Source organism: Streptomyces sp. WZ.A104 (genome assembly GCF_002382885.1).
Classification (GTDB): Bacteria; Actinomycetota; Actinomycetes; order Streptomycetales; family Streptomycetaceae; genus Streptomyces.
In genome coordinates, this window is the sequence record NZ_NWVL01000076.1 from 1 (window position 1) to 20,348 (window position 20,348).

At 71.9% G+C, this 20,348-nt stretch carries 16 protein-coding genes and 1 pseudogene; 9 read left to right on the forward strand and 8 right to left on the reverse strand.

From position 1 onward, the window contains the following. Positions 1 to 902 (reverse strand): annotated as a pseudogene (locus tag CIB93_RS30380) (FUSC family protein); the annotation flags it as partial. A 109-nt stretch (positions 903 to 1,011) separates the two neighbouring features. Here CIB93_RS30380 and CIB93_RS30385 point away from each other — a divergent pair. The 4 genes from CIB93_RS30385 to CIB93_RS30400 all read left to right on the forward strand — a co-directional run bounded on the left by CIB93_RS30385 (position 1,012) and on the right by CIB93_RS30400 (position 4,151). Beyond that, entirely contained in the window at positions 1,012 to 1,443 is a 432-nt protein-coding gene (locus tag CIB93_RS30385; RefSeq protein WP_096631550.1) for a hypothetical protein, read from the forward strand. Between the two features lie 56 nt (positions 1,444 to 1,499). Then, entirely contained in the window at positions 1,500 to 2,150 is a 651-nt protein-coding gene (locus CIB93_RS30390) for a DUF3105 domain-containing protein (protein ID WP_096631552.1), read from the forward strand. 32 nt (positions 2,151 to 2,182) lie between these two features. After that, positions 2,183 to 2,806, forward strand: a complete 624-nt coding sequence (locus tag CIB93_RS30395; protein ID WP_096631583.1) for a DUF305 domain-containing protein — start codon at positions 2,183 to 2,185, stop codon at positions 2,804 to 2,806. Between the two features lie 97 nt (positions 2,807 to 2,903). Then, entirely contained in the window at positions 2,904 to 4,151 is a 1,248-nt protein-coding gene (locus CIB93_RS30400) for an ROK family protein (RefSeq protein ID WP_096631553.1), read from the forward strand. A gap of 115 nt (positions 4,152 to 4,266) precedes the next feature. On the opposite strand, the gene xylA is transcribed toward CIB93_RS30400, so the two are convergent. Next, positions 4,267 to 5,433 carry a xylose isomerase gene (xylA, locus tag CIB93_RS30405; protein ID WP_096631555.1) on the reverse strand — a complete coding sequence of 389 codons (1,167 nt, stop codon included), beginning with the start codon at positions 5,431 to 5,433 and terminating at the stop codon, positions 4,267 to 4,269. A 220-nt stretch (positions 5,434 to 5,653) separates the two neighbouring features. Here xylA and xylB point away from each other — a divergent pair, with 220 nt between their 5' ends. From xylB to CIB93_RS30425, 4 genes are all read left to right on the forward strand, one after another. Then, positions 5,654 to 7,135, forward strand: a complete 1,482-nt coding sequence (gene xylB, locus CIB93_RS30410; protein WP_096631556.1) for a xylulokinase — start codon at positions 5,654 to 5,656, stop codon at positions 7,133 to 7,135. Positions 7,136 to 7,228: 93 nt separating this feature from the next. Next, positions 7,229 to 8,518 (forward strand): VWA domain-containing protein, encoded by a 1,290-nt coding sequence (locus CIB93_RS30415; protein ID WP_096631558.1) that lies wholly within the window; start codon positions 7,229 to 7,231, stop codon positions 8,516 to 8,518. After that, positions 8,518 to 9,393 carry a hypothetical protein gene (locus tag CIB93_RS30420; protein WP_179500293.1) on the forward strand — a complete coding sequence of 292 codons (876 nt, stop codon included), beginning with the start codon at positions 8,518 to 8,520 and terminating at the stop codon, positions 9,391 to 9,393. The genes CIB93_RS30415 and CIB93_RS30420 overlap by 1 nt, the downstream gene beginning before the upstream one ends. Before the next feature lie 128 nt (positions 9,394 to 9,521). Next, complete coding sequence (locus CIB93_RS30425) at positions 9,522 to 11,006, forward strand: oxidoreductase (protein WP_096631561.1); 1,485 nt, start codon at positions 9,522 to 9,524, stop codon at positions 11,004 to 11,006. Between the two features lie 47 nt (positions 11,007 to 11,053). Here CIB93_RS30425 and CIB93_RS39225 read toward each other — a convergent pair whose 3' ends face one another. Both CIB93_RS39225 and CIB93_RS30435 read right to left on the reverse strand, forming a co-directional pair. Continuing rightward, a complete protein-coding gene (locus CIB93_RS39225; RefSeq protein WP_257002431.1) occupies positions 11,054 to 11,221 on the reverse strand; it encodes a hypothetical protein in 168 nt (55 codons plus the stop codon). 344 nt (positions 11,222 to 11,565) lie between these two features. Next, positions 11,566 to 12,768, reverse strand: a complete 1,203-nt coding sequence (locus tag CIB93_RS30435; RefSeq protein ID WP_179500295.1) for an IS110 family transposase — start codon at positions 12,766 to 12,768, stop codon at positions 11,566 to 11,568. 443 nt (positions 12,769 to 13,211) lie between these two features. Here CIB93_RS30435 and CIB93_RS30440 point away from each other — a divergent pair, with 443 nt between their 5' ends. Then, complete coding sequence (locus tag CIB93_RS30440) at positions 13,212 to 14,579, forward strand: cytochrome P450 (RefSeq protein WP_096631564.1); 1,368 nt, start codon at positions 13,212 to 13,214, stop codon at positions 14,577 to 14,579. A 57-nt stretch (positions 14,580 to 14,636) separates the two neighbouring features. Here CIB93_RS30440 and CIB93_RS30445 read toward each other — a convergent pair whose 3' ends face one another. Genes CIB93_RS30445 through CIB93_RS30460 form a run of 4 tightly spaced genes read right to left on the reverse strand, consistent with a single transcriptional unit; the run spans position 14,637 to position 20,335 of the window. Next, complete coding sequence (locus tag CIB93_RS30445) at positions 14,637 to 15,611, reverse strand: ABC transporter substrate-binding protein (RefSeq protein ID WP_096631565.1); 975 nt, start codon at positions 15,609 to 15,611, stop codon at positions 14,637 to 14,639. A 1-nt stretch (position 15,612) separates the two neighbouring features. Beyond that, entirely contained in the window at positions 15,613 to 17,598 is a 1,986-nt protein-coding gene (locus tag CIB93_RS30450) for a proline/glycine betaine ABC transporter permease (protein ID WP_096631567.1), read from the reverse strand. Beyond that, positions 17,598 to 18,719 carry a glycine betaine/L-proline ABC transporter ATP-binding protein gene (locus CIB93_RS30455; RefSeq protein ID WP_096631568.1) on the reverse strand — a complete coding sequence of 374 codons (1,122 nt, stop codon included), beginning with the start codon at positions 18,717 to 18,719 and terminating at the stop codon, positions 17,598 to 17,600. The genes CIB93_RS30450 and CIB93_RS30455 overlap by 1 nt, the downstream gene beginning before the upstream one ends. After that, positions 18,716 to 20,335, reverse strand: coding sequence for a GMC family oxidoreductase (locus CIB93_RS30460; protein WP_096631570.1), 1,620 nt, complete (start codon positions 20,333 to 20,335; stop codon positions 18,716 to 18,718). Before CIB93_RS30460 ends, CIB93_RS30455 begins: the two co-directional genes overlap by 4 nt. Positions 20,336 to 20,348 lie beyond the last annotated feature (13 nt).

Sequence of the window (20,348 nt, forward strand, 5' to 3'; positions counted from 1 at the left end):
GCCGGGGTGCGCAGTTCGGCGCGTTCGGCGTCGATCCCGTGGAGCCCGTCGGCGGAGCCGGGCGCGGGCGGCGGCTCGGGCAGCGGCCCGCGGGCGCGGGTCAGGGCCGCCCAGGTGCGCAGCCGGTCCACGTCAGCCGCGTCTCCCCCGGGCCGGGGCACGGCGCAGGCGGCTTCGGCGTGCGCCACCAGGCGTTCCAGCGAACGTCGTACGGGGGTGGGGCGCCCGGAGGCGAGCAGGCACTGCCAGGCGGCGTGCACGGCGGCGGCCGCGCCGTTTCGGGTCCGGGCGCCCGGGTCCTCCGCACAGTCGGCGGCGGCCGCCAGGGCGCGGGCCACGGCCCGGCGTTCGGGGCCCTCCCGGCGGAGCAGGGCGGGCGCCACCGCGACCAGCCAGGCGACCGCGCCCGCGGCGAGCGTCAGCGCGAGGTGGCCGGGGATCTGGCCGAGGCGCTGCGGGGCGAACAGGGCGGCGGAGCTGACGAAGGTGAAGATGACCGGGCCGGGCGGCCCGATCCGGGTGGCGTCGCACAGCACCTTCTGAGCGGCGGCGAGCAGGGCGCCGACCGCGATGAGGACGGCGGTCGATCCGGTGAGCGACGCGGCGAGAAGGGCGAGTGCGAGACCGGCGGCCATGCCGAGCACCACGCCCGCGACGGCCCTGGCCCGGCGGGCGTACGGCAGGCCGTGGCCGTACAGCGCGCACAGCGAACCGGCCATGGTGTACATCACGAGGTCCAGCCGTCCGGCGGCCAGGAGCGACAGATGGGGTACGGCGGAGGCGGCGACCACGCTGATCGCGGGTTTGAACCAGGTGTCCGAGGGCCGCGCGAGCCGGAGAGCCGGGACCACCGGGAGACTGCGGACGAGGGGACGCCGGGACCGTACACATGTATCACTCACGTATATAAGTTAACAGGTGTTACACCGGTAAATGATTTCTGCCACTGTTGCGCGGACAGGGCGACCCATATTCTTTTGAATCTTCATGCACCTACTACGATGACGGGCGATGAGCAGGGTGAGCGCGCGGACCGACCGGCAGCAGTGCCGCCCTCGCACGCCCGTCGCTCTCGGCTGGGTGCTCTGCCTCCTGGCCATGCTCTTCTGCTGTTCGGTGACCCCCTCGTCCGCCGCCGTGCCGGTGGCGGCGGGCCCGGTGGGCGCGCATTCCGTCCGCGCGTTCACTCCGGTCCCCGACACGTCCTTCGAGCCGGTCGTCCTGGCCGCGCCCGCCGACCGCGGGCTCGGCACCTCGTGCCACGGCCGGTCGGCGCACACGGCGGCCATCGTGCTTCCGGCCTCGTCCGCACCCGTGGCCGTTCCCTCGCCCGTGGCCTTCGTCCCGGCCGCCCCGCTCACCGGGGCGGCCGCCATCCGGGGGCCCGCACACGACGGTGTGCACTCCGTCGATCAGCTACGACTCCAGGTCCAACGGGTCTAGAGGCAGTTCCGCTCTCCCGTAACCCGTTATGCATCCGTTGACGACGAGGACTTCCCATGGCTTCCGCCAAGAACCAGAACAGCCCGGCCGCGGCACGTCGCGCCAAGCTCGAAGAGGCCCGACGCAAGGAACGGGCCCGCGAGCGCCGGGTCCGCATCATCACCATCGGCGCATCGGTGGCCGTGGTCGCCGCGCTGGTAGCCGGGGGCGGCTACCTGATGGCGCAGGCGAACGAGAAGGAGAAGAAGGAGGAGCAGGCCAGGACCTCACCCGTCACCGGCGAGCGCACCTGGGACAAGCTGAGCCAGGAGCACGTGGCGACGAAGGTCGACTACCCGATGACCCCGCCCGTCGGCGGTGACCACAACCAGGTCTGGATGAACTGCAACGCGGACGTCTACACCGACGAGATACCGAAGGAGAGCGCCGTGCACTCCCTGGAGCACGGCGCGGTCTGGGTCACGTACAACGACAAGGCCTCCGAGGAGGACGTCGAGGCCCTGACGAAGCGGGTCAAGTCGACCCCGTACTCCCTGATGAGCCCGGTCAAGGACCAGAAGGACCCGCTGATGCTCAGCGCCTGGGGCAAGCAGGTGACGGTCAAGAGCGCCGAGGACGACCGGGTCGCGCAGTTCTTCACCAAGTACGTGCAGGGCCCGCAGACCCCTGAGCCGGGGGCCGCCTGCACCGGCGGGCTGGACAAGTGACCTCGCTCGCGGGCCCGGGCTCCACCCGGCGGATGGTCCTCGCGGGAGCCTCCGTGCTGCTCGTGGCGCTGGGGCTGGTGGTGCTGATGGTCATCCGTCCCTCCGAGGCCTCTCCGTCCGGTGAGGGTTCGGCCTCGCAGTCGGCTCCGGCGGAGGGTTCCGTGGACGCGGGCTTCGCCCGGGACATGGCCATCCACCACCAGCAGGCGGTCGAGATGTCGTTCATCGTCCGGGACCGCACCGACGACGAGGACGTGCGGCGCCTCGCGTACGACATCATCAACACCCAGGCCAACCAGCGCGGCATGATGCTGGGCTGGCTGGAGATGTGGGGGCTGCCGAAGAGCTCTGCCGGGCCCCCCATGGAGTGGATGGGGCACACCGTCGAGCCGAGCGACGACGGTTCACTGATGCCGGGCATGGCCACCGACGCCGAACTGGAGGCGCTGGAGGCCGCGAAGGGCCAGCAGGCCGAGGTGCTGTTCCTGCGGCTGATGACCGTGCATCACCGTGCGGGCGCGGACATGGCCCAGGCCGCCGCCGGAGCCGCCGGGACGGACGCCATCCGGAATCTGGCGGCGGGCATGGTCCGCGGCCAGAAGTCCGAGATGGGCCTGATGGCGGACATGCTGAAGGCCCGGGGCGCCAAGCCCTGAGCCGGGGGAGGGCGGTCCCGGCCGGGTGGCCGGGACCGCCCTCCCCCGTATCTGCATCTGCCCGCGGTGCCCGGGATCACATAGGCTCGGCGACGACATGAAGAGCATCCTCACTCCGCTGGGACCCAAGGCCGACAAGGACACCGTGCGACGGCACAACCTGAGCCTGGTGCTGCGTGCCGTGCGGGACGAGGGCGAGCGCGGCGATGCGACCCGCGCCGGGGTGGCCGCCCGGGTCGGCCTGACCCGCGCCGCGGTCTCCTCGCTCGTCGAACAGCTCATGGCCGGCGGGTTCCTCACCGAGTCGGGCAAGACGTTCAGCGGGCAGGCGGGCCGCCCCGGGACCGCGCTCAAGGTGGCCCGCACCGGGCCCGCCGGACTCGGCGTGGAGATCAACATCGATTACGTGTCGGTCTGCGTGGTCGACCTGGCGGGCACCGGCCGGGTCCGGCAGACCGAACACCTCGACAACCGGGGCGCGCCCGCCGGTGAGGTCCTCGCCCGGGCGGCCCGGATCGCCGCCCGCACCCTGGACTCGGCGCGCGAGCAGGAGCTGCGGCCGGTGGGCGCGGCCCTGGCGCTGCCGGGCCTGGTCTCCGACGGCGCGGTGCGCCAGGCCCCCAACCTCGGCTGGAGTGAGGTCCCGGCGCAGGAGCTGTTCGCGGACGCGCTGGCCGCCCTGCGGCCCGGCCACCCCGTGCTGCCGGTCGCCTCGGAGAACGAGGCGAACCTCGCGGCGCTGGCGGAGCTGTGGTTCGGCGGTCTTGACGAGATGCGCAGCTTCCTCTATCTGACCGGCGAGATCGGGGTCGGCGGTGCGCTGGTCCTGAACGGCGAACTGCTGCGCGGTGCGAACGGTTTCGCCGGGGAGATCGGCCATGTGGTGGTGGACCCGGCGGGTCCGGAGTGCCGGTGCGGTTCGCGCGGCTGCCTGGAGCAGTACGCCGGACAGGCGGCACTGCTGCGGGCGGCGGGCATCGAGGGGCTCGGCGGCGCTTCCGGGGTGCTGGAGCTGGAGCGGCGCGCGGGGACCGGTGACCCGCGTGCGGTGGCCGCGATCGGTGAGGCGGGCCGGATGCTGGGCCGGGTGCTGTCGGGGGCGGTGAACCTGCTCGACCCGGACGCGGTGGTGCTCGGCGGGATCTACCGGGGCCTGATGCCGTGGCTGTCGCGGCCCGCCGGCGAGGAGCTGACGGACCGGGTGGTGTCGGGCCTGTGGCCCCCGGGCAGCGGCCGGCTCCGCGCGTCGTCGCTGGCGGGTGACGCGGCGCGGGGTGCGGCGGCGCTCGTGGTGCAGGACGTGCTGGACGATCCGGTGGCGTACGCGGAGCCGTCTACCGGGTGAGCCGGGGCCGGGCGGCTCCGGCTCACCCGGTACGCCACCGTCCACGATTCACCCGGTACGTAGAGCGGCTCCGGCCTCACCCGGTTCGGCAGCGGCTCCGGCCTCACCCGGTACGTCAGCGGACGCCGAGCAGGTGGTCCATCGCCAGCTGGTCCAGCGCCTCGAAGGCCATGCCGCGCGCGGCGGCGGAGTCCACGTCGAAGTCCTCGTAGGCGCAGCGGTCGGCGAGGAGGCCCGCGAGGCCCTCCCCCGCGGTGGGGCGCGCCAGTTCGTCCAGGCGGGACGCGCGCAGGGCCGCCTGCACCTCGGGGTCGGCACGGAACGCGGCGGCGCGCTCCTTGAGGATCAGGTAGTTGCGCATGCAGCCCGCGGCCGAGTCCCAGACGCCCTCGTGGTCCTCGGTGCGCGGCGGCTTGAAGTCGAAGTGGCGGGGGCCCTCGTAGCCGCTCTCCAGCAGGTCGACGAGCCAGAACGCCTGGCGCAGGTCGCCCGCGCCGAAGCGCAGGTCCTGGTCGTACTTGATGCCGGACTGGCCGTTGAGGTCGATGTGGAAGAGCTTGTCCGCCCACATGGCCTGGGCGATGCCGTGGGGGAAGTTGAGTCCGGCCATCTGCTCGTGCCCGGTCTCCGGGTTGACGCCGACCAGTTCGGGGCGCTCCAGGCTCTCGATGAAGGCGAGGGCGTGGCCGATGGTGGGCAGCAGGATGTCGCCGCGCGGCTCGTTGGGCTTGGGCTCGATGGCGAAGCGGAGGTCGTAGCCCTGCTCGGTGACGTACTCGCCCAGCAGGTCGAAGGCCTCCTTCATCCGGTGCAGGGCGAGGCGGACGTCCTTGGCCGCGCCCGACTCCGCCCCCTCGCGGCCGCCCCACGCCACGAAGGTGGTGGCGCCGAGCTCCACGGCCAGGTCGATATTGCGGAGGGTCTTGCGGAGCGCGTAGCGGCGTACGTCGCGGTCGTTGGCGGTGAACGCGCCGTCCTTGAAGACGGGGTGGGTGAAGAGGTTCGTCGTCACCATGGGCACCGTGAGCCCGCTGCCGTCGACGGCCTGCCGGAAGCGCTTGACGAGTGCCTCGCGCTCGCCCTCCGTGGAGCCGAAGGGGATCAGGTCGTCGTCGTGGAAGGTCACACCCCAGGCGCCGAGCCCGGCGAGCCGCTGTACGGACTCGACGGGGTCGATGGCCGCTCGGGTGGCGTCGCCGAAGGGATCGCGGCCCTGCCAGCCCACGGTCCACAGGCCGAAGCTGAACTTGTCGTCGGGGGTGGGGGTGAAGCGTTCCGTCATCGTCGTCCGACCGCCTTCGCCTACCGTCGGGACGCCCGGCCGGCAGCCCGGCACCCCTATTTGTTAAGTGTCATGACTAATCAAGCACACCACACCTCGGCCAGGGAACCCCCTGTCGGGTGGAGTCGACCCCAACCCCCTGTGCAGGGCGACAGGCATCCCGTAATTTGTTCGTGCCCCAGCCAAATGACCAGGCCGTCCCGCGCGAAAGAGGCTCCCCATGCCGTCACCCGCCGCCGTCATCGGCGTGGACAGCTCGACCCAGTCCACGAAAGCCGCGGTCATCGACGTCTCGACCGGTGAGCAGCTCGCCGTCGGGCGCGCCCCGCACGTCGTCACCGGCGAGTCCGGGGCCCGCGAGAGCGATCCGGAGATCTGGTGGCGGGCGCTGTGCGAGGCGGTGGCCGCCGGGCTGAAGGAGTCGGGCCTCCCCGCCCGCGCGGTCACCGGTATCGCGGTCGCCGGACAGCAGCACGGGCTCGTCGTGCTGGACCGGACGGGCCGTCCGCTGCGCCCCGCGCTGCTGTGGAACGACACCCGCTCCGCGCCGCAGGCCGCCGCCCTCACCGACGCGCTCGGCGGGCCCGGGGCCTGGACCGCCCGCACCGGTTCCGTACCCGTGGCCTCGATCACCGCATCCAAATGGCAGTGGCTGCGCGAGCACGACCCGGCGAACGCGGCACGGGCGGCCGCGGTCCGGCTCCCCCACGACTTCCTCACCGAGCGCCTCGCGGGCGTCGCCGCCACCGACCCGGGGGACGCGTCGGGCAGCGGCTGGTACTCCACGGCCACCGGCGCGTACGACCCCGTCCTACTGGAGCTCCTCGGCCTGGACGCGGCCCTGCTGCCCGAGGTCGCGCCCACCGGGGCGGCCCGGGTCGGCTCGCTCACCGGGGCGGCGGCACAGGCACTCGGGCTGCCCGCGGGCATCGCCGTGGCGGCCGGCACCGGGGACAACATGAGCGCCGCCGTGGGCCTCGGCCTGGGCGGCGGGGGGCTGCTGGACCACCCGGCCCTGAGTCTCGGCACCTCCGGAACGGTGTTCGCGGCCTCCCTTACCCGGCCCGGCTCTCCCGCGCTGAACGGGTTCGCCGCCGCCGACGGTACGTATCTGCCGCTGGCCTGCACCCTCAACTGCACCCTCGCCGTGGACAAGGTGGCCGCTCTGCTGGGCCTGGACCGCGAGGACGCGGCGCCCGGCGGGGAGGCCGTCCTCCTCCCGTATCTCGACGGCGAACGGACCCCCGATCTGCCGACTTCCTCGGGGCTCCTGACCGGGCTGCGCCACGACACCACCGGGCAGCAACTGCTGGGCGCCGCCTACGAGGGCGCGGCCGTCACCGTACTGCGGGCGCTCGACGAACTGCTGTCGGCGTGCGCCCTCGATCCGCACGCCCCCGAGGTGGCCGCACGCCCGCTGCGCCTGATCGGGGGCGGGGCGCGGGGGCGGATGTGGGTGGAGACGGTCCGCCGGCTCTCCGGCCGCCCGCTCGTCCTCCCCGGCAGCGGGGAGCTGGTCGCCCTCGGTGCGGCGGCGCTCGCCGCCTCGGCCGCGGGCGGAGGCGATCCGGTGGCGCTGGCGACGGCGTGGCGACGCGGCGGGACGGACCGTCAGCTCGACCCGGTGGCACGGGACACGGAGACCTGGCAGCGGGTCACCTCGGTGCTGGACCGGGCCGCACGGCCGCTGCTCGGCGGCTGATCGTCAGCCCCCCGGCGGGCCGGTCAGCCACCCCGCGACGGTTCTCACCGACCCCGGTTGGGAATACGAACTGATTTTCCATAAGATCCGGCGATGATCACTAGAAATCGGCTGACGACCGGGGTGGGCATAGCGCTCGCCACCCTGGCCGCCGGGCTCGGCACCGCGATCCCCGCGGCCGCCGACGAAGCCCCCGCCGCCCCCTCCCCCAAGGTCGAGCTGGTGCTCGACGTCAGTGGCTCCATGCGCACCCGCGACATCGACGGCCAGTCCCGGATGGCCGCCGCGAAGCAGGCGTTCAACGACGTCCTGGACGCGGTGCCCGAACAGGTGCAGCTCGGCATCCGGACGCTCGGCGCGGACTACCCCGGCGAGGACCGCAAGGTCGGCTGCAAGGACACCCGGCAGCTCTACCCGGTCGGCCCGCTGGACCGTACCGAGGCCAAGACCGCCGTCGCCACACTCGCCCCCACCGGCTTCACCCCGATCGGTCCCGCCCTGCTCGGCGCGGCCGACGACCTGGAGGGCGGCGAGGGTTCGCGCCGGATCGTGCTCATCACGGACGGCGAGGACACCTGCGGTCCGCTCGACCCGTGCGAGGTGGCCCGGGAGATCGCCGCGCGCGGCACCCACCTGGTCGTGGACACCCTCGGCCTGGTGCCCAACGCCAAGATCCGCCAGCAGCTCACCTGTATCGCGGAGGCCACCGGCGGCACGTACACCGCCGTCCAGCACAAGGAAGAACTCTCCGACCGGGTCAAGCAGTTGGTGGACCGGGCGGCCGAGCCCGTCGTCACCCCGGTGGCGACCGAAGGGGGCGCGAGCTGCTCCGCCGCGCCCGAGCTGAAGCCCGGCCTCTACACGGACCGCGCGAAGATCGGCGAACACCGCTGGTACCGGGTCGACGTGCTGCCCGGCCAGGAGCTGCGCGCCTCGGCGAGCGTGGCGGCGGACCGCGCGGTGGACAACGACTACGGTGTGCTGCTGCGCGCGGTGACGGCCCACGGCCGGGAGATCGTCCGGGGCTCCGAGGCGGGCACCGGCCGCACCGATGTGATCTCGTCCGGACTGCGCTACCCGAAGGCCGGGACCGAGGACGAGGACTCCGGCGACAGCGGTGACGGCAAGCCCGCCGCCGAGACCGTATGCCTCCAGCTCGCCCACTCCTTCTCCGCGCCCGCCTCCGTGAAGCGGTCTCCCGGTCTGCCGGTCGAGCTGACCGTGGACCTGGTCGAAGGACCGGCAAAGGCGTCCGACGCGGCGGCCTTCGGACTCGGCCGCGGCTGGTGGCTGCTCGGGGTGCTCGTCCTGACCGGCCTGATCGCGGGCCTGCTGACCGGCTGGCTCCCTCGCTGGCGCGTCGCCGTATGGAGGACCAACTGATGCGTACGACACCTCGCCGCACCCACGGCGCAGGGCGCGCGTTGAGCCGCGCGCACGGCATGCGGCGCGCGCTGACCGGAGCCCTGCTCGCCGGGGTGACCCTGTTCACCGCCACCGGCCAGGCGGTGGCCGACGACCCCTCGGCGAGCGCGAGCCCCGCCGGGGAGGAGGCAGGCCCCACCGAGGCCGGGACCACGTTCCGTACGGCCACCGCGCTCAAGCAGGGCCAGAGGGGCACCGCCCAGGCCTCGACCGGGGACTACCTCTACTGGGTGTTCCCGGCCGACGCCGGGCAACGGCCCACCGTCGAGGCCACGGTGAAGTTCCCCGAGAGCGCCGCCCGGAGCGGGGCGTCCACCTGGCAGATCGACGTGTACGACGGGCTGCGCCGCCGCCAGGCCTGCCAGTACGGGCACCAGACCAGGAAGGCGGCGGCCGACGCGGCCACCGTGGAACTGTCCTGCGTCCTGCGCACCGTGCGCTCCTGGTCCGAACCGTGGGCGAACGACCCGCTGCCCGGCAGCTACTACGTCCGCCTCACGGTGGCGGGTCTGCCCGCCGAGGACCTGGGCCTGCCGTTCGGGGCGGAGGTGCGGGCGGCCTCGAAGGAGCAGAACGGCGCGCACGACGTGGACGGGTCGCTCTCCGAGCCGCTGGTACCGGGCGTCTCGATCGCCGCGCCGGGCGACGCGAACGCCTCCGCTCCCCGGACGCCGACCACCGCCGGGCCGGAGGACGGCTGGGCCTCCGGCTGGTGGACCGACCGCTGGCTGTGGACGGTGGGCGGCGGAGTGCTCGCCGCGTTCGCGGCCGTGTTCGGCTACTCGCTGACACGGGGCCGGGGCCGCCCGGCACACGTCCCGCCCGTCGTCTGAGAGCCCCACCGCACCGGTCCGCCAACGGCGGCCTCCCCGCACCTCGAAGATCCTGGCCCGCGACGGGGCGGGGCCGCTTCGGGACGGGGAGGCACGGCCGGGGCGGCAGCACGCCGTAGCCTGTAGCCGTGTTGATCTACGGCGAACTGACGGCGGCTGAGCGTGCCTTGCGGGCTTCCTTCCCCGAAGGGCGGTGGGTGGATCTGCGCACCGGGGAGCCTGAGGACGACGATCCCGCCACCGGGGCGCGTTGGGGGGCCGAACGCACGGTCCGCGCCGAGGTCGTGGCCGCCCTTCTGCTGGGCGGCAACACGGAACGGCCGAGCAGTGTCGCCTCCCTGCGTCTCGCCGGCGCTCGGATCACGGGCCGCCTCGATCTGGCCGGTGCGGAGATCGGCCACCTGCTCTGGCTGAAGGAATGCCGGTTGGATCAGCCGGTCAGCTTCAACGCGGCCTCGACACGGACGATCCGGATCACGCGCAGCCGGGTCCCCGGCGTGGACGCCGGACTGGCCCGCATCGAGGGCCGTCTCGACCTGACCGGGTCCGTGATGGACACGGGCCGTCTCTCCCTGATCAACGCCTATGTGGCGGGGGAGCTGACTCTCGACGAGGCACGGATATCGGCTCCCGAACCGTGGGCGGTGTTCGCGGGGGGCCTGGTCATGGGCGGCGGCGTCTTCTGCCGGAACGGCTTCACCGCGCGGGGCGGAATACGGCTGCCGGGTGCGCAGTTGCCCGGCGGCCTGTTCATGGAGGGTGCACGGCTGGAGAGCCCCGACGGGGAGGCGCTGATCGCGGACAACGTGACAACCACAGTGGTACACCTCTCCGAAGGGTTCAGCGCGACGGGAACTGTGCGGCTGCGGGGTGCTCAGATATCGGACCTGCTGACCCTTGAGGGAGCCACCCTCGGCGGCGGCGACACGGCGCTCTCAGGCGTCGGGATGCGGGTGGGAACCTTCGACTTCACCCTTGCCGCACAGCCTGCGGGAGCGGTGAACCTTCAGGGTGCCACGGCAGCCGTTCTGCACGACGGCGAGCGGAGCTGGCCGGAGGAAGTGCGGCTGGACGGCTTCGTCTACGGATCCCTCCGCTCCGACAGGACACCCCCGCACAGAGATGTGGCCCACCGCCTGGCATGGCTCCGCCGGAACCCCGGCTATGCCCCGCAGCCGTACGAGCAACTGGCCTCCTGTTACCGCCAGGCGGGTCACGACGACGACGCCCGGAGGGTGTTGCTGGAGAAGCAACGCCACCGTCGCAGCACCCTGAACGCACCGGGACGAGTATGGGGTTATCTCCTCGATGCCGCCGTCGGATACGGCTACCGGCCCTGGCTGGCCGCCTTGTGGATGACAGCGCTCTGCCTGCTCGGCAGCCTGGTGTTCAGCGCCCGCTCACCGGTCCAGACGAAGGACGGAGAGGGCGCCCCGTTCAATCCCTTGTTCTACACCCTCGACCTGCTCTTCCCCATCGGTGACTTCGGACAGCGCGGCGCATGGCACTGGACGGGGGCGACACAGTGGCTGTCGTACGTACTGATCGCCATCGGCTGGCTCCTCACCACGGCTGTGGTCGCGGGCGTTTCCCGCACTCTGAGCAGGAACTGACTTCTCAATGCCGTTGTCAAGCCGAAGCAGGTGCGGTCCAGACTCGGTTACGCCGCTGGTTCAACGCTCACCGCGATGGCTCGTCTGCGTAGGTGAACCGCCAAGATCTCCATCTCGACGAGCGTGCCGACGAGACCGGTCTCGGCGAGTTCCGCGGCCTGCGCTCGTGCTTCGCCCAGGGACAGTTCCCGTGCACTGCGGAGGGACTGCAGCACGGAAACAAGGTTCGGCACGTCTCCAGAGAGGCGAAGCCGCGCGGGCCCGTGCGCTTGCAGCAGAGCCTGTCGAATGTTCTCGGGCGTGACGGGGCCGCTGTCTTCCTCGCACCACCCATTCGGGCAGTCCACGCATCGCCCTTCGGTGCCCCAACAGAGCATGCCGCGGTCGAAGAACTGACCGACATCGCAGGTCGTCGTACCTCCGCAGGCACTGCACCGGCCTGTGACCTGTACTCCTTGTGTGATCACAGGGGATCTCCTCAGCGTCATGGGTCAATGCTGATGGGATCCTCCCTGAGAAGTCGGCTTTGGTCGATCAGGTTTGCGATCGGCGAGAAGCCCTATTGGGCGGTTGCTACCGGTGGCGTGAGTTCGTAGTGCCGCTGGTCTCGCAGAAGCGCCCACAGGACGTTGACTCGTCGCCTGGCCAGCGCCAGGACTGCTTGGGAGTGCCTCTTGCCCTCGGCTCGTTTGCGGTCGTAGTACCGGCGTGATTCCGAGCAGCAGGTGATGCTGCTCATGGCAGCAAGGAACAGGGCCCGTTGCAGACGTCGGTGGTAGCGCTTGGGGCGGTGACGGTTGCCGCTGACCTTGCCTGAGTCCCGGGGAGCCGGTGCCAGGCCGGCGTATGTCGCCAGGCGATCAGGGCTGCCGAAGAGATCAATGTCGCCACCGATCGCAGCCAGGATCTCAGCTCCGAGCAGGTTGCCGATCCCGGGCATGCTGGCAACGATGGCGGCCTGACTGTGGGCGCGGAAGGAAACCTCGATCTGCCGGTCGATCTCGCTGATCTTCTCGTTGAGCACGATCACTTCACGAGCGAGCGTGGCGACCATCACTGCGACCGTCGTCTCTCCGGCAACACTGGTGTGCTGTCGCTCGGCGGCCTCCATGGCGGTGCGGGCCAGGGCTCCGCACCAGCGGAGCTTCCGGTTCCGGAGCCACTGCTCGAGCCGGCTGGCGCCGAGCCGACGGATGGCCGCTGGTGTCTGGTAGCCGGTGAGGAGGACCAAGGGGCCGTGGTTGCCCAGGTCGAGGGCGCGCTCGAAAGCGGGAAAGATGCCAGTCAGGAGGCCACGAAGGCGGTTGACGGCTCGGGTGCGGTCGCAGACCAGATCGGCACGGCGGCCAGTGAACAGACGGAGCTCGATGATGGCTTCGTCGCCGGGCCTGATCGGCTGCAGATCGCGACGCATGCGGGCTTGGTCGGCGATGACGTGTGCGTCACGGGCATCGGTCTTGCCTTCGCCGCGGTAGCCGGCCGTGGCCCGGTTCACGGTCCGGCCGGGGATGTAGAGCACCTCCTGGTCGTGGTTGAGCAGGAGAGCGATGACGAGAGCCGCCCCGCCGTCGGCAAGGTCGATGGCCCAGATCACCTCGTCACCCAGGGCGAGAACATCGGTGATCAGCTGTAAGAGGTCCGGCTCGTCATTGGCCACCCGCCTCGATAACAGCTTGGTGCCCTCCCCGTCGATGACGAAGCAGTGGTGGTGGCCCTTACCGGCATCGATGCCGGCCCAGATGCGATTCAATCGTGATCCCAGGTGAGTCGTACTGATTCTCTCGTGCGGACGACCTCACCGGCGTTGTCCTACTCAGCGATCTACTCGCAACTCTCAATGAGCGGCCCGGTCGTCGGTGGGGTTCCGGGCGGCCAAGTCTGTTCAGCCATGAGCGGCGACACCTCAGTAGCCCCTCCCAGAACCCCCAGGCGACAGGACCCTACGAATGGCCCGATCAACCCGCCTAGAAGGTAGGACACACCTCAGGCGGATTGTCACGCGTGGCGGCAACTCCGGCGCCCGCCCCTGTGCCGATCCGGAGGCCGCTCCGATCACCCTCGGCAACTCACTTACTCCGTAAGGCCGGTGGCGCATTCCGGGCAGTCCGGACCGACGCCCTGGCGGAGCACCTCCCCCATCCTGTTCGATGGGGTTCGAACGATGGCGCGCCGCCCGTGGCGCGCCCCAGGGAGCGGAGTCCTTCGATGTCCACGCAGACCGGCCCGGCGCTCGACACCCCCTCTCGCGGCCATGCGCTCGTACCGGGCCCCAGAGGGCTGCCGCTGCTGGGGAACCTGCCGCAGTTCGCGAAGAACCCGCTCGCCTTCTTCGAACTCCTGCGGGGCCACGGGGACATGGTGCGCTGGCGGTTCGGCCGCAACCGGTGCGTGTTTCTCGCCGATCCGGACTGCATAGGCGAGTTGCTCACCGAGACGGAGCGCTCCTTCGACCAGCCACGGCTCGGCGTCGCGTTCCGGGCGGTGATGGGCAACGGCATCATCGTGGCGCGGGGCGGGGACTGGCGGCGCAAGCGCTCCCTCGTACAGCCCTCGGTGCGGCCCAAGCAGGTCAAGTCGTACGCGGCCACCATGGCGGCCTCCGCGGTGGAGCTGGCCGACAGCTGGTCGGACGGTGAACGCGTCGACGTCAAGCGGGAGATGGCGGCCCTCACCCAGAAGATCGCGGTACGCACCATCTTCGGCGTCGACACCCCGGCCGACTCGGAGGCGATGGGCCGGGCGATGGACGTCGCCCAGATGGAGATCGGCAAGGAATTCGCCGGGATCGGCGCCCTGCTTCCCGACTGGGTGCCTACGCCCGGCCGGGCGCGCATCAGGAAGGCCGCCGCCGTCATCGACGCCGAGGTGGGCCGGGTCGTCGCCCGGCACCGGGACGGCGAGGAGGAACGCCCCGATCTGCTCAGCCGGTTGCTCACCGCCGTCGACGAGAGCGGAACGCGGCTCAGCGACGAGGAGATCCGTGACGAGGCGGTCACGCTGTACATCGGCGGTCACGAGACCACGAGTTCGACGCTGGTGTGGGCGTGGTACCTGCTCGCCCGCAGCCCCCGGGTCCGGGAGGCGCTCGCCGAGGAGCTGGAGCGGGTGCTCGGCGACCGGGAGCCCGGCTTCGAGGACTACGCCCGGCTGACGTACACCCAGGCCGTGGTGAAGGAGACCCTGCGGCTGTATCCCACGATCTGGCTGATCACCGGGGTGGCGAAGGAGGGTGCGCGCGTCGGCGGGCTGCCGATCCCGGAGGGGACCCGGGTGTGGACCAGCCAGTGGTCCACACACCGCGACGCGCGGTGGTTCCCGGAGCCGGAGGAGTTCCGGCCCGAGCGCTGGGACGCGGAGCGGGGCGACGCGATCGCGGAGTACGCGTGGTTCCCGTTCGGCGGCGGGCCCCGGGTCTGCATCGGTACGCGCTTCGCGATGGTGGAAGCGGTCCTCGTTCTGGCCGTGCTGGCCCGCCGCTTCGACCTGGACGTCGACCCGGGCGAGGTCGGGCCCGTACCGAGCCTGACCCTCCAGCCGGACCGGGACGTCCTGGCCACCGTCCGGGCGAGGTAGGGGGACGGTGGGAGGCGGAGGTGCCCGGCTGCCTCGCGGAGCCGGGCACCCAGGGCCTCAGTCCTGCGGCAGCCACTTCTCCCAGACGTCCGGGTGCCGGTCGATCCAGCGCTTCGCCGCCTCCTGGGGCGTCAGCTTCTGCGAGGCGATCATCTCCGAGACCTCGTTCTGGTCTTCCTCCGACCAGTGGAACTTCTTGAGGAACGCGGACGCCTCCCCGCCGCGCTCGGCGAAGTCCGCGTTCAGGAACTTCTGCAGCGGCGTCGTCGGGTAGGCGCAGTCGATGTCCGCGGGGTCCTTCGCCGCGCACTCGTCCGTGTAGGCGGGGAGCTTCACCTCGACCATCGGCACCTCGTTGAACAGCCACTGCGGCTGGTACCAGTAGCTGAGGAAGGGCTTCTCCGCCTTGGCGAACTGCTGGATCTGGGTGATCTGGGCGGCCTCGGAGCCGGCGAAGACCACCTTGTAGTCCAGGTCCAGGTTCTTCACCAGGGCGACGTCGTTGGTGATGTAGGAGGGCGAGCCGTCCATCAGCTGGCCCTTGCCGCCGCTCTCGGCGGTCCTCAGCTCCTTCGCGTACTTGTTGAGGTTCTTCCAGTCGGTGACGTCGGGGTGCTCGTCCGCCCAGTACTTGGGCACGTACCAGCCGATGTGGCCGGTGACCCCGAGGTCGCCGCCCCTCACGATGGTCTTCTTCTCGTCGATGTACAGCTTCTCCTGGTCCGGGTGGCCCCAGTCCTCCAGGATCGCGTCGACGCGGCCCTGGCTGAGGGCGTCCCAGGCGGGGACCTCGTCCGTCTGGACCAGGTCGACGCGGTAGCCGAGCTCCTCCTTGAGGAGCTGTTCGGCCACGGCGACGTTCGCCTGGGCGCCGACCCAGGACTGCACGGAGAGCGTCACCGTCTTGACCCCGGCGGGGGCCGCGAACGGGGATGCCTGCTTGGTCATGTCCGCGGCGCCGCAGCCCGCCGTGGTGAGCAGGGCGGTGGCCGAGGCGAACGCCACGAGCAGGCGTGTGCGGGAGCGGTTCATTTCAGCCCTCCTGTCGCTGGCGGCGGGCGGTGGGCTGGGTGACGCGGTCGAGCATCAGGCCGAGACAGACGATCGCCGCTCCGGCGACGAGCCCGGTGGCCAGGTCGCCCTGGGCGAGGCCGAGGACGACCTCGTAGCCGAGCGCGCCCGAGCCGACGAGTCCGCCGATGATGACGACCGCGAGGACCAGGACCACGGCCTGGTTGACGGCGAGCAGCAGCGAGGGCCTGGCCAGCGGGATCTGGACCTGACGCAGCTGCTGGCCGGGGGTCGCGCCGAGCGAGCGGGCGCACTCCATCGCCGCCGGGTCGACGCCCCGCAGCCCCTGGGTGGTGATGCGGACGACGGCGGGCAGCGCGTAGACGACCGCGGCTGCGGCCGCGGGGGCGCGGCCGACGCCGAAGAGGGCGACGACGGGGATCAGGTAGACGAACTGCGGCATCGTCTGGAACACGTCCAGGACCGGTCGCAGCAGCCGCTCCAGGCGCTCGCTACGGGCTGTGCCGATCGCGATGCCGAAGCCGAGGACCAGGGTTACGGCGACGGCGGCGAGCACCTGGCTGAGGGTGTCCATGGACGGCTCCCACACGCCGAGGACGCCGATCGCGGCCATCGCGAGGACGGCGGTCACGGCGGTGCGCCAGGTGCCGATGGTCCAGGCGAGGGCGGCGACGATGAGGAGAACCGACCACCAGGGCAGGCCGGTGAGTCCGCTGCGCAGCGGGTTCAGGATGCCGCTGGTGAAGTGGGAGGCGAGGTCGGCGGTGCCGCCGACGACGGGCACACCGGTGTAGAGGTGGTCGACCATCCAGTCCTTGGCGGTGTTGACCGGTCCGGCGATCGCCACGGTGACGTCCTCGGGCCAGACCCGGCCGTCGGTGAGCCGTCCGACGACGGCGACGGCGGCGGTGACCACGGCGGCCAGGGTCCAGCCCCGCGGGCCCCGGAGGAGGGCCGGGCCGGTGGGCTCGGTGCCGATGCGGCGGCCCGCCGCCTCCGTCGTACGGTCCAGGACGACGGCCAGCAGCACGATCGGGATGCCCGCGGCGAGCGCCGCGCCGACGTCCACGGAGGACAGCGCCTGGTAGACGCGGTCGCCGAGGCCGCCCGCGCCGATCACGGAGGCGATGACGGCCATGGAGAGCGCCATCATGATGGTCTGGTTGAGGCCGAGGAGCAGCTCCTTGCGGGCCAGCGGGAGGCGGGCCGTCAGCAGCCGCTGCCGCCCGGTCGCGCCGAGCGAGGTCACGGCCTCCATGACCCCGCGGTCCGCGCCGCGCAGGCCGAGCGCGGTGAGGCGGGCCATCGGCGGAGCCGCGTACACGACGGTGGCCAGGACCGCGCCCGGGACGCCGATGCCGAAGACCAGGACGACAGGCAGCAGATACGCGAACGCGGGCAGCACCTGCATGGTGTCGAGCACCGGGCGCAGGATGCGGAAGACGCGGTCGGACAGCCCGGCGGCCAGGCCGAGGACGAGCCCCAGCACGACGGAGGCGAGGACCGCGACGACCATCAGCGCGAGCGTCTGCATGGTCGGCACCCACATGCCGAGCAGTCCGCAGACCAGGAACGACACGGCTGCGGTCAGGGCGAGCCTGACGCCCGCGACGCGCCAGGCGAGGGCGGCGGCGAACACGGTGACGCCCGCCCAGCCGAGGGCCAGGAGGACCAGGTAGACGCCGCGTACGGAGATTACGACGGCGTTGCTGATGTGGCCGAAGAAGTACAGGAACAGCGGGTGGCTGTCGCGGTTGGAGACGATCCAGTCGGTGACGTTGCCGAGCGGTTCGGACAGGTCGGCGGTCAGGGCGTCCGGCCAGATGCCTCCGCCCCAGCGTCCGTGGACGAGGGGGACGAGGACGGCGGCGGCGAGTGCGAGGAGCAGCAGCTTCCCGGCCGCCGGGCGTTCGCGGAGGGCGGCCAGCGGCCCCCGGCTCGCGCCCGGCTGTGCGGCGCGGACCGGGGTGGCCTGGGCGGTGGCCATCAGACGGTCACCTCGCGGGAGCCGTCCGGGGCATCGGGGGAGGCGGTGGCGGAGCCTGCGGCCCGTCCGGCGACGACATCCAGCAGGCAGGCGTGGTCGACGACGCCGACGAGGCGGCCGTCGTCCATCACCCGGGCGGCCGGGTCGCCGGAGCGGGAGACCGCCTCGATGGCCTCGGAGACGGTGGCGTCGGGGCGCACGGCCGGGCCGCGCTCGCCCTCCCCGGCGTGCGCGGGGCGCATGGCGGTGGCGACGGTGAGGACCTGCTCGCGCGGTACGTCGCGGACGAACTCGGTGACGTAGTCGTCGGCGGGCGAGCCCACGATCTCCTCGGGCGTGCCGAGCTGGACGATGCCGCCGTCGCGCATGAGGGCGATCCGGGTGCCCAGGCGCAGCGCCTCGCTGAGGTCGTGGGTGATGAAGACCATGGTGCGGCCCTCCTCGCGGTGCAGCCGCACCACCTCGTCCTGCATCTCCCGGCGGATCAGCGGGTCCAGTGCGCTGAACGGCTCGTCGAAGAGCAGGACGGACGGGTCGACGGCGAGCGCGCGGGCGAGGCCGACGCGCTGCTGCTGGCCGCCGGAGAGCTGCGAGGGACGACGGTCCTCCAGGCCCGCGAGGCCGACCTTCTCCACCAGCTCGGCCGCCTTGGCGCGACGCTCGGCCTTGCCGAGGCCCTGGACCTCCAGGCCGTAGGCGACGTTGTCCAGCACCGTGCGGTGCGGCAGCAGGCCGAAGTGCTGGAAGACCATCGCGGCACGGTGGCGGCGCAGTTCGCGCAGCCGGGCGCGGTCCATCGCGAGGACGTCCTCGCCGTCGATGGCGAGGGTGCCGCTGGTGGGCTCGATCAGCCGGGTCAGACAGCGTACGAGGGTGGACTTGCCGGAGCCCGACAGGCCCATGACGACGAAGACCTCACCCTTGCGGACGTCGAAGGAGACATCGCGTACGGCGGCGGTGCAGCCGGTGGCCTCGCGCAGTTCGGCGGGCGGGAGTGCGGCGTGCTCGCTGCCGGGGATGCGGTCGGCCTTGGGGCCGAACACCTTCCAGAGGTGGCGCACGGAGAAGACGGCGTCATCGGTTGCCTCAACTGCGGCCTCGGGGGCCTTGGTCGCGGTCATCGGGCGTCACCTCCGGTGCTGGTGCCAGTGGCCGGCACGGCGTCGGCGCCGCCCGGCCGGTTCGCGAGGAGTTCGGCGCACTTCTCGCCCACCATGAGCACGCCGATCATCGGGTTGACGGCGGGCATGGTCGGGAAGACCGACGCGTCGGCGATCCGGATGCCTTCCAGCCCCCGGATGCGCAACTGCGGGTCCACGACCGCCTCTTGGTCGTCCGTCGCGCCCATCTTGCAGGTGCCCGCCGGGTGGTAGACGGTGTGGGCGACCTTGCGGGCGTACTCGCTGATCGCCTCGTCCGACGTGACCTCGGGGCCGGGGCAGACCTCGCGCTTGAGCCAGTGGGCCAGTGGTTCGGTGGCCGCGATCTCGCGGGCGAGCTTGATGCCGTCGACCAGGGTGCGGCCGTCGTAGTCGTCCTCGTCTGTGAAGTACCGGAAGTCCAGGGCCGGCTTGACCTCGGGGTCGGCGCTCGTGAGGTAGAGACGGCCCCGGCTGCGCGGCTTGGGGATGTTCGGCGTCATCGACACCCCGTGCTCGGGCTTCTCGTAGCCGAGGCGTTCGGGGTTGTCGGTGAACGGGATCTGGTAGAAGTGGAACATCAGGTCCGGGCCCCGGGATCCGGGGTCGCGGCGGACGAAGAGTCCCGCGTCGGAGTCCATCGCGGAGTTCTCCGGGATGGGACCGTCGGTCTCCCAGACGATGACGGACTCGGGGTGGTCGAGCAGGTTCTCGCCGACGCCCGGAAGGTCGTGGCGGACGTCGATGCCGAGCGCTTCGAGGTCCTCGCGGGGGCCGATCCCGGAGTGCATCAGCAGGCGGGGCGTGTCCACCGCGCCCGCGCAGACGATGACCTCACGGGCGGCACGCAGCAGGACCTCCTCGCCGTCCTTGGTCCGGACGTGCACTCCGGTGGCGCGGGTGCCGTCGAACTCCAGGCGGTACGCCCAGGTCTCCAGCATGATCCGCAGGTTGGGGCGGTCACCGGCCTCGATGTGGGGGTGGAGGTAGGCGACCGAGGCGGAGGAGCGCTTGTTGTTCTCGGGGTGGTAGGCGAGGTCGAAGAAACCGACGCCCTCGTGGAACGGCTTGCTGTTGAAGCTGTCCACGCGCGGGACTCCGGCCGCCTCCTGGGCGGCGTCGACGAAGTCGCGGGCGATGGCGTTGCGGTCCTTCTCGTCGACCGGGACGATGTTGTTGCGCAGCTTGGCGAAGTACGGGTCCATCGCGGCCGCGCCCCAGCCCTCGGCGCCCGCCTCGGCCCACTCGTCCCAGTCGCCGGGCAGCGGCTTGAAGCTGATCAGCGTGTTGTGCGAGGAGCAGCCGCCGAGTACCCGGGCGCGGCTGTGGCGGATGTGGGAGTTGCCGCGCGGCTGCTCGGTGGTGGGGTAGTCGTAGTCGAGGTCGCCGCCGAGGAGGCCGAGCCAGCGGCGCAGGGTGAGGACGTCGTCGCGGTCGATGTCGGTGGGGCCGCCCTCGATGACCGTGACGGTCACGTCGGGGTCCTCGGTGAGCCGGGAGGCGATGACCGATCCGGCGGTGCCACCGCCGACGATCACGTAGTCGGCCATGTGGGCGTCGAGGTCGGGGACTGCGGTGCTGCTGGGGGTGGGGGGCATCGGTCACTGCTCC

Excerpts from the sequence above, each read along its gene's own strand:
- CIB93_RS30385 (WP_096631550.1), top strand. The coding sequence starts at position 1,012 with ATGAGCAGGGTGAGCGCGCGGACCGACCGGCAGCAGTGCCGCCCTCGC.
- CIB93_RS30390 (WP_096631552.1), top strand. The coding sequence starts at position 1,500 with ATGGCTTCCGCCAAGAACCAGAACAGCCCGGCCGCGGCACGTCGCGCC.
- CIB93_RS30395 (WP_096631583.1), top strand. The coding sequence starts at position 2,183 with ATGGTCCTCGCGGGAGCCTCCGTGCTGCTCGTGGCGCTGGGGCTGGTG.
- CIB93_RS30400 (WP_096631553.1), top strand. The coding sequence starts at position 2,904 with ATGAAGAGCATCCTCACTCCGCTGGGACCCAAGGCCGACAAGGACACC.
- xylA (WP_096631555.1), bottom strand. The coding sequence starts at position 5,433 with ATGACGGAACGCTTCACCCCCACCCCCGACGACAAGTTCAGCTTCGGC.
- xylB (WP_096631556.1), top strand. The coding sequence starts at position 5,654 with ATGCCGTCACCCGCCGCCGTCATCGGCGTGGACAGCTCGACCCAGTCC.
- CIB93_RS30415 (WP_096631558.1), top strand. The coding sequence starts at position 7,229 with ATGATCACTAGAAATCGGCTGACGACCGGGGTGGGCATAGCGCTCGCC.
- CIB93_RS30420 (WP_179500293.1), top strand. The coding sequence starts at position 8,518 with ATGCGTACGACACCTCGCCGCACCCACGGCGCAGGGCGCGCGTTGAGC.
- CIB93_RS30440 (WP_096631564.1), top strand. The coding sequence starts at position 13,212 with ATGTCCACGCAGACCGGCCCGGCGCTCGACACCCCCTCTCGCGGCCAT.
- CIB93_RS30445 (WP_096631565.1), bottom strand. The coding sequence starts at position 15,611 with ATGAACCGCTCCCGCACACGCCTGCTCGTGGCGTTCGCCTCGGCCACC.
- CIB93_RS30450 (WP_096631567.1), bottom strand. The coding sequence starts at position 17,598 with ATGGCCACCGCCCAGGCCACCCCGGTCCGCGCCGCACAGCCGGGCGCG.
- CIB93_RS30455 (WP_096631568.1), bottom strand. The coding sequence starts at position 18,719 with ATGACCGCGACCAAGGCCCCCGAGGCCGCAGTTGAGGCAACCGATGAC.
- CIB93_RS30460 (WP_096631570.1), bottom strand. The coding sequence starts at position 20,335 with ATGCCCCCCACCCCCAGCAGCACCGCAGTCCCCGACCTCGACGCCCAC.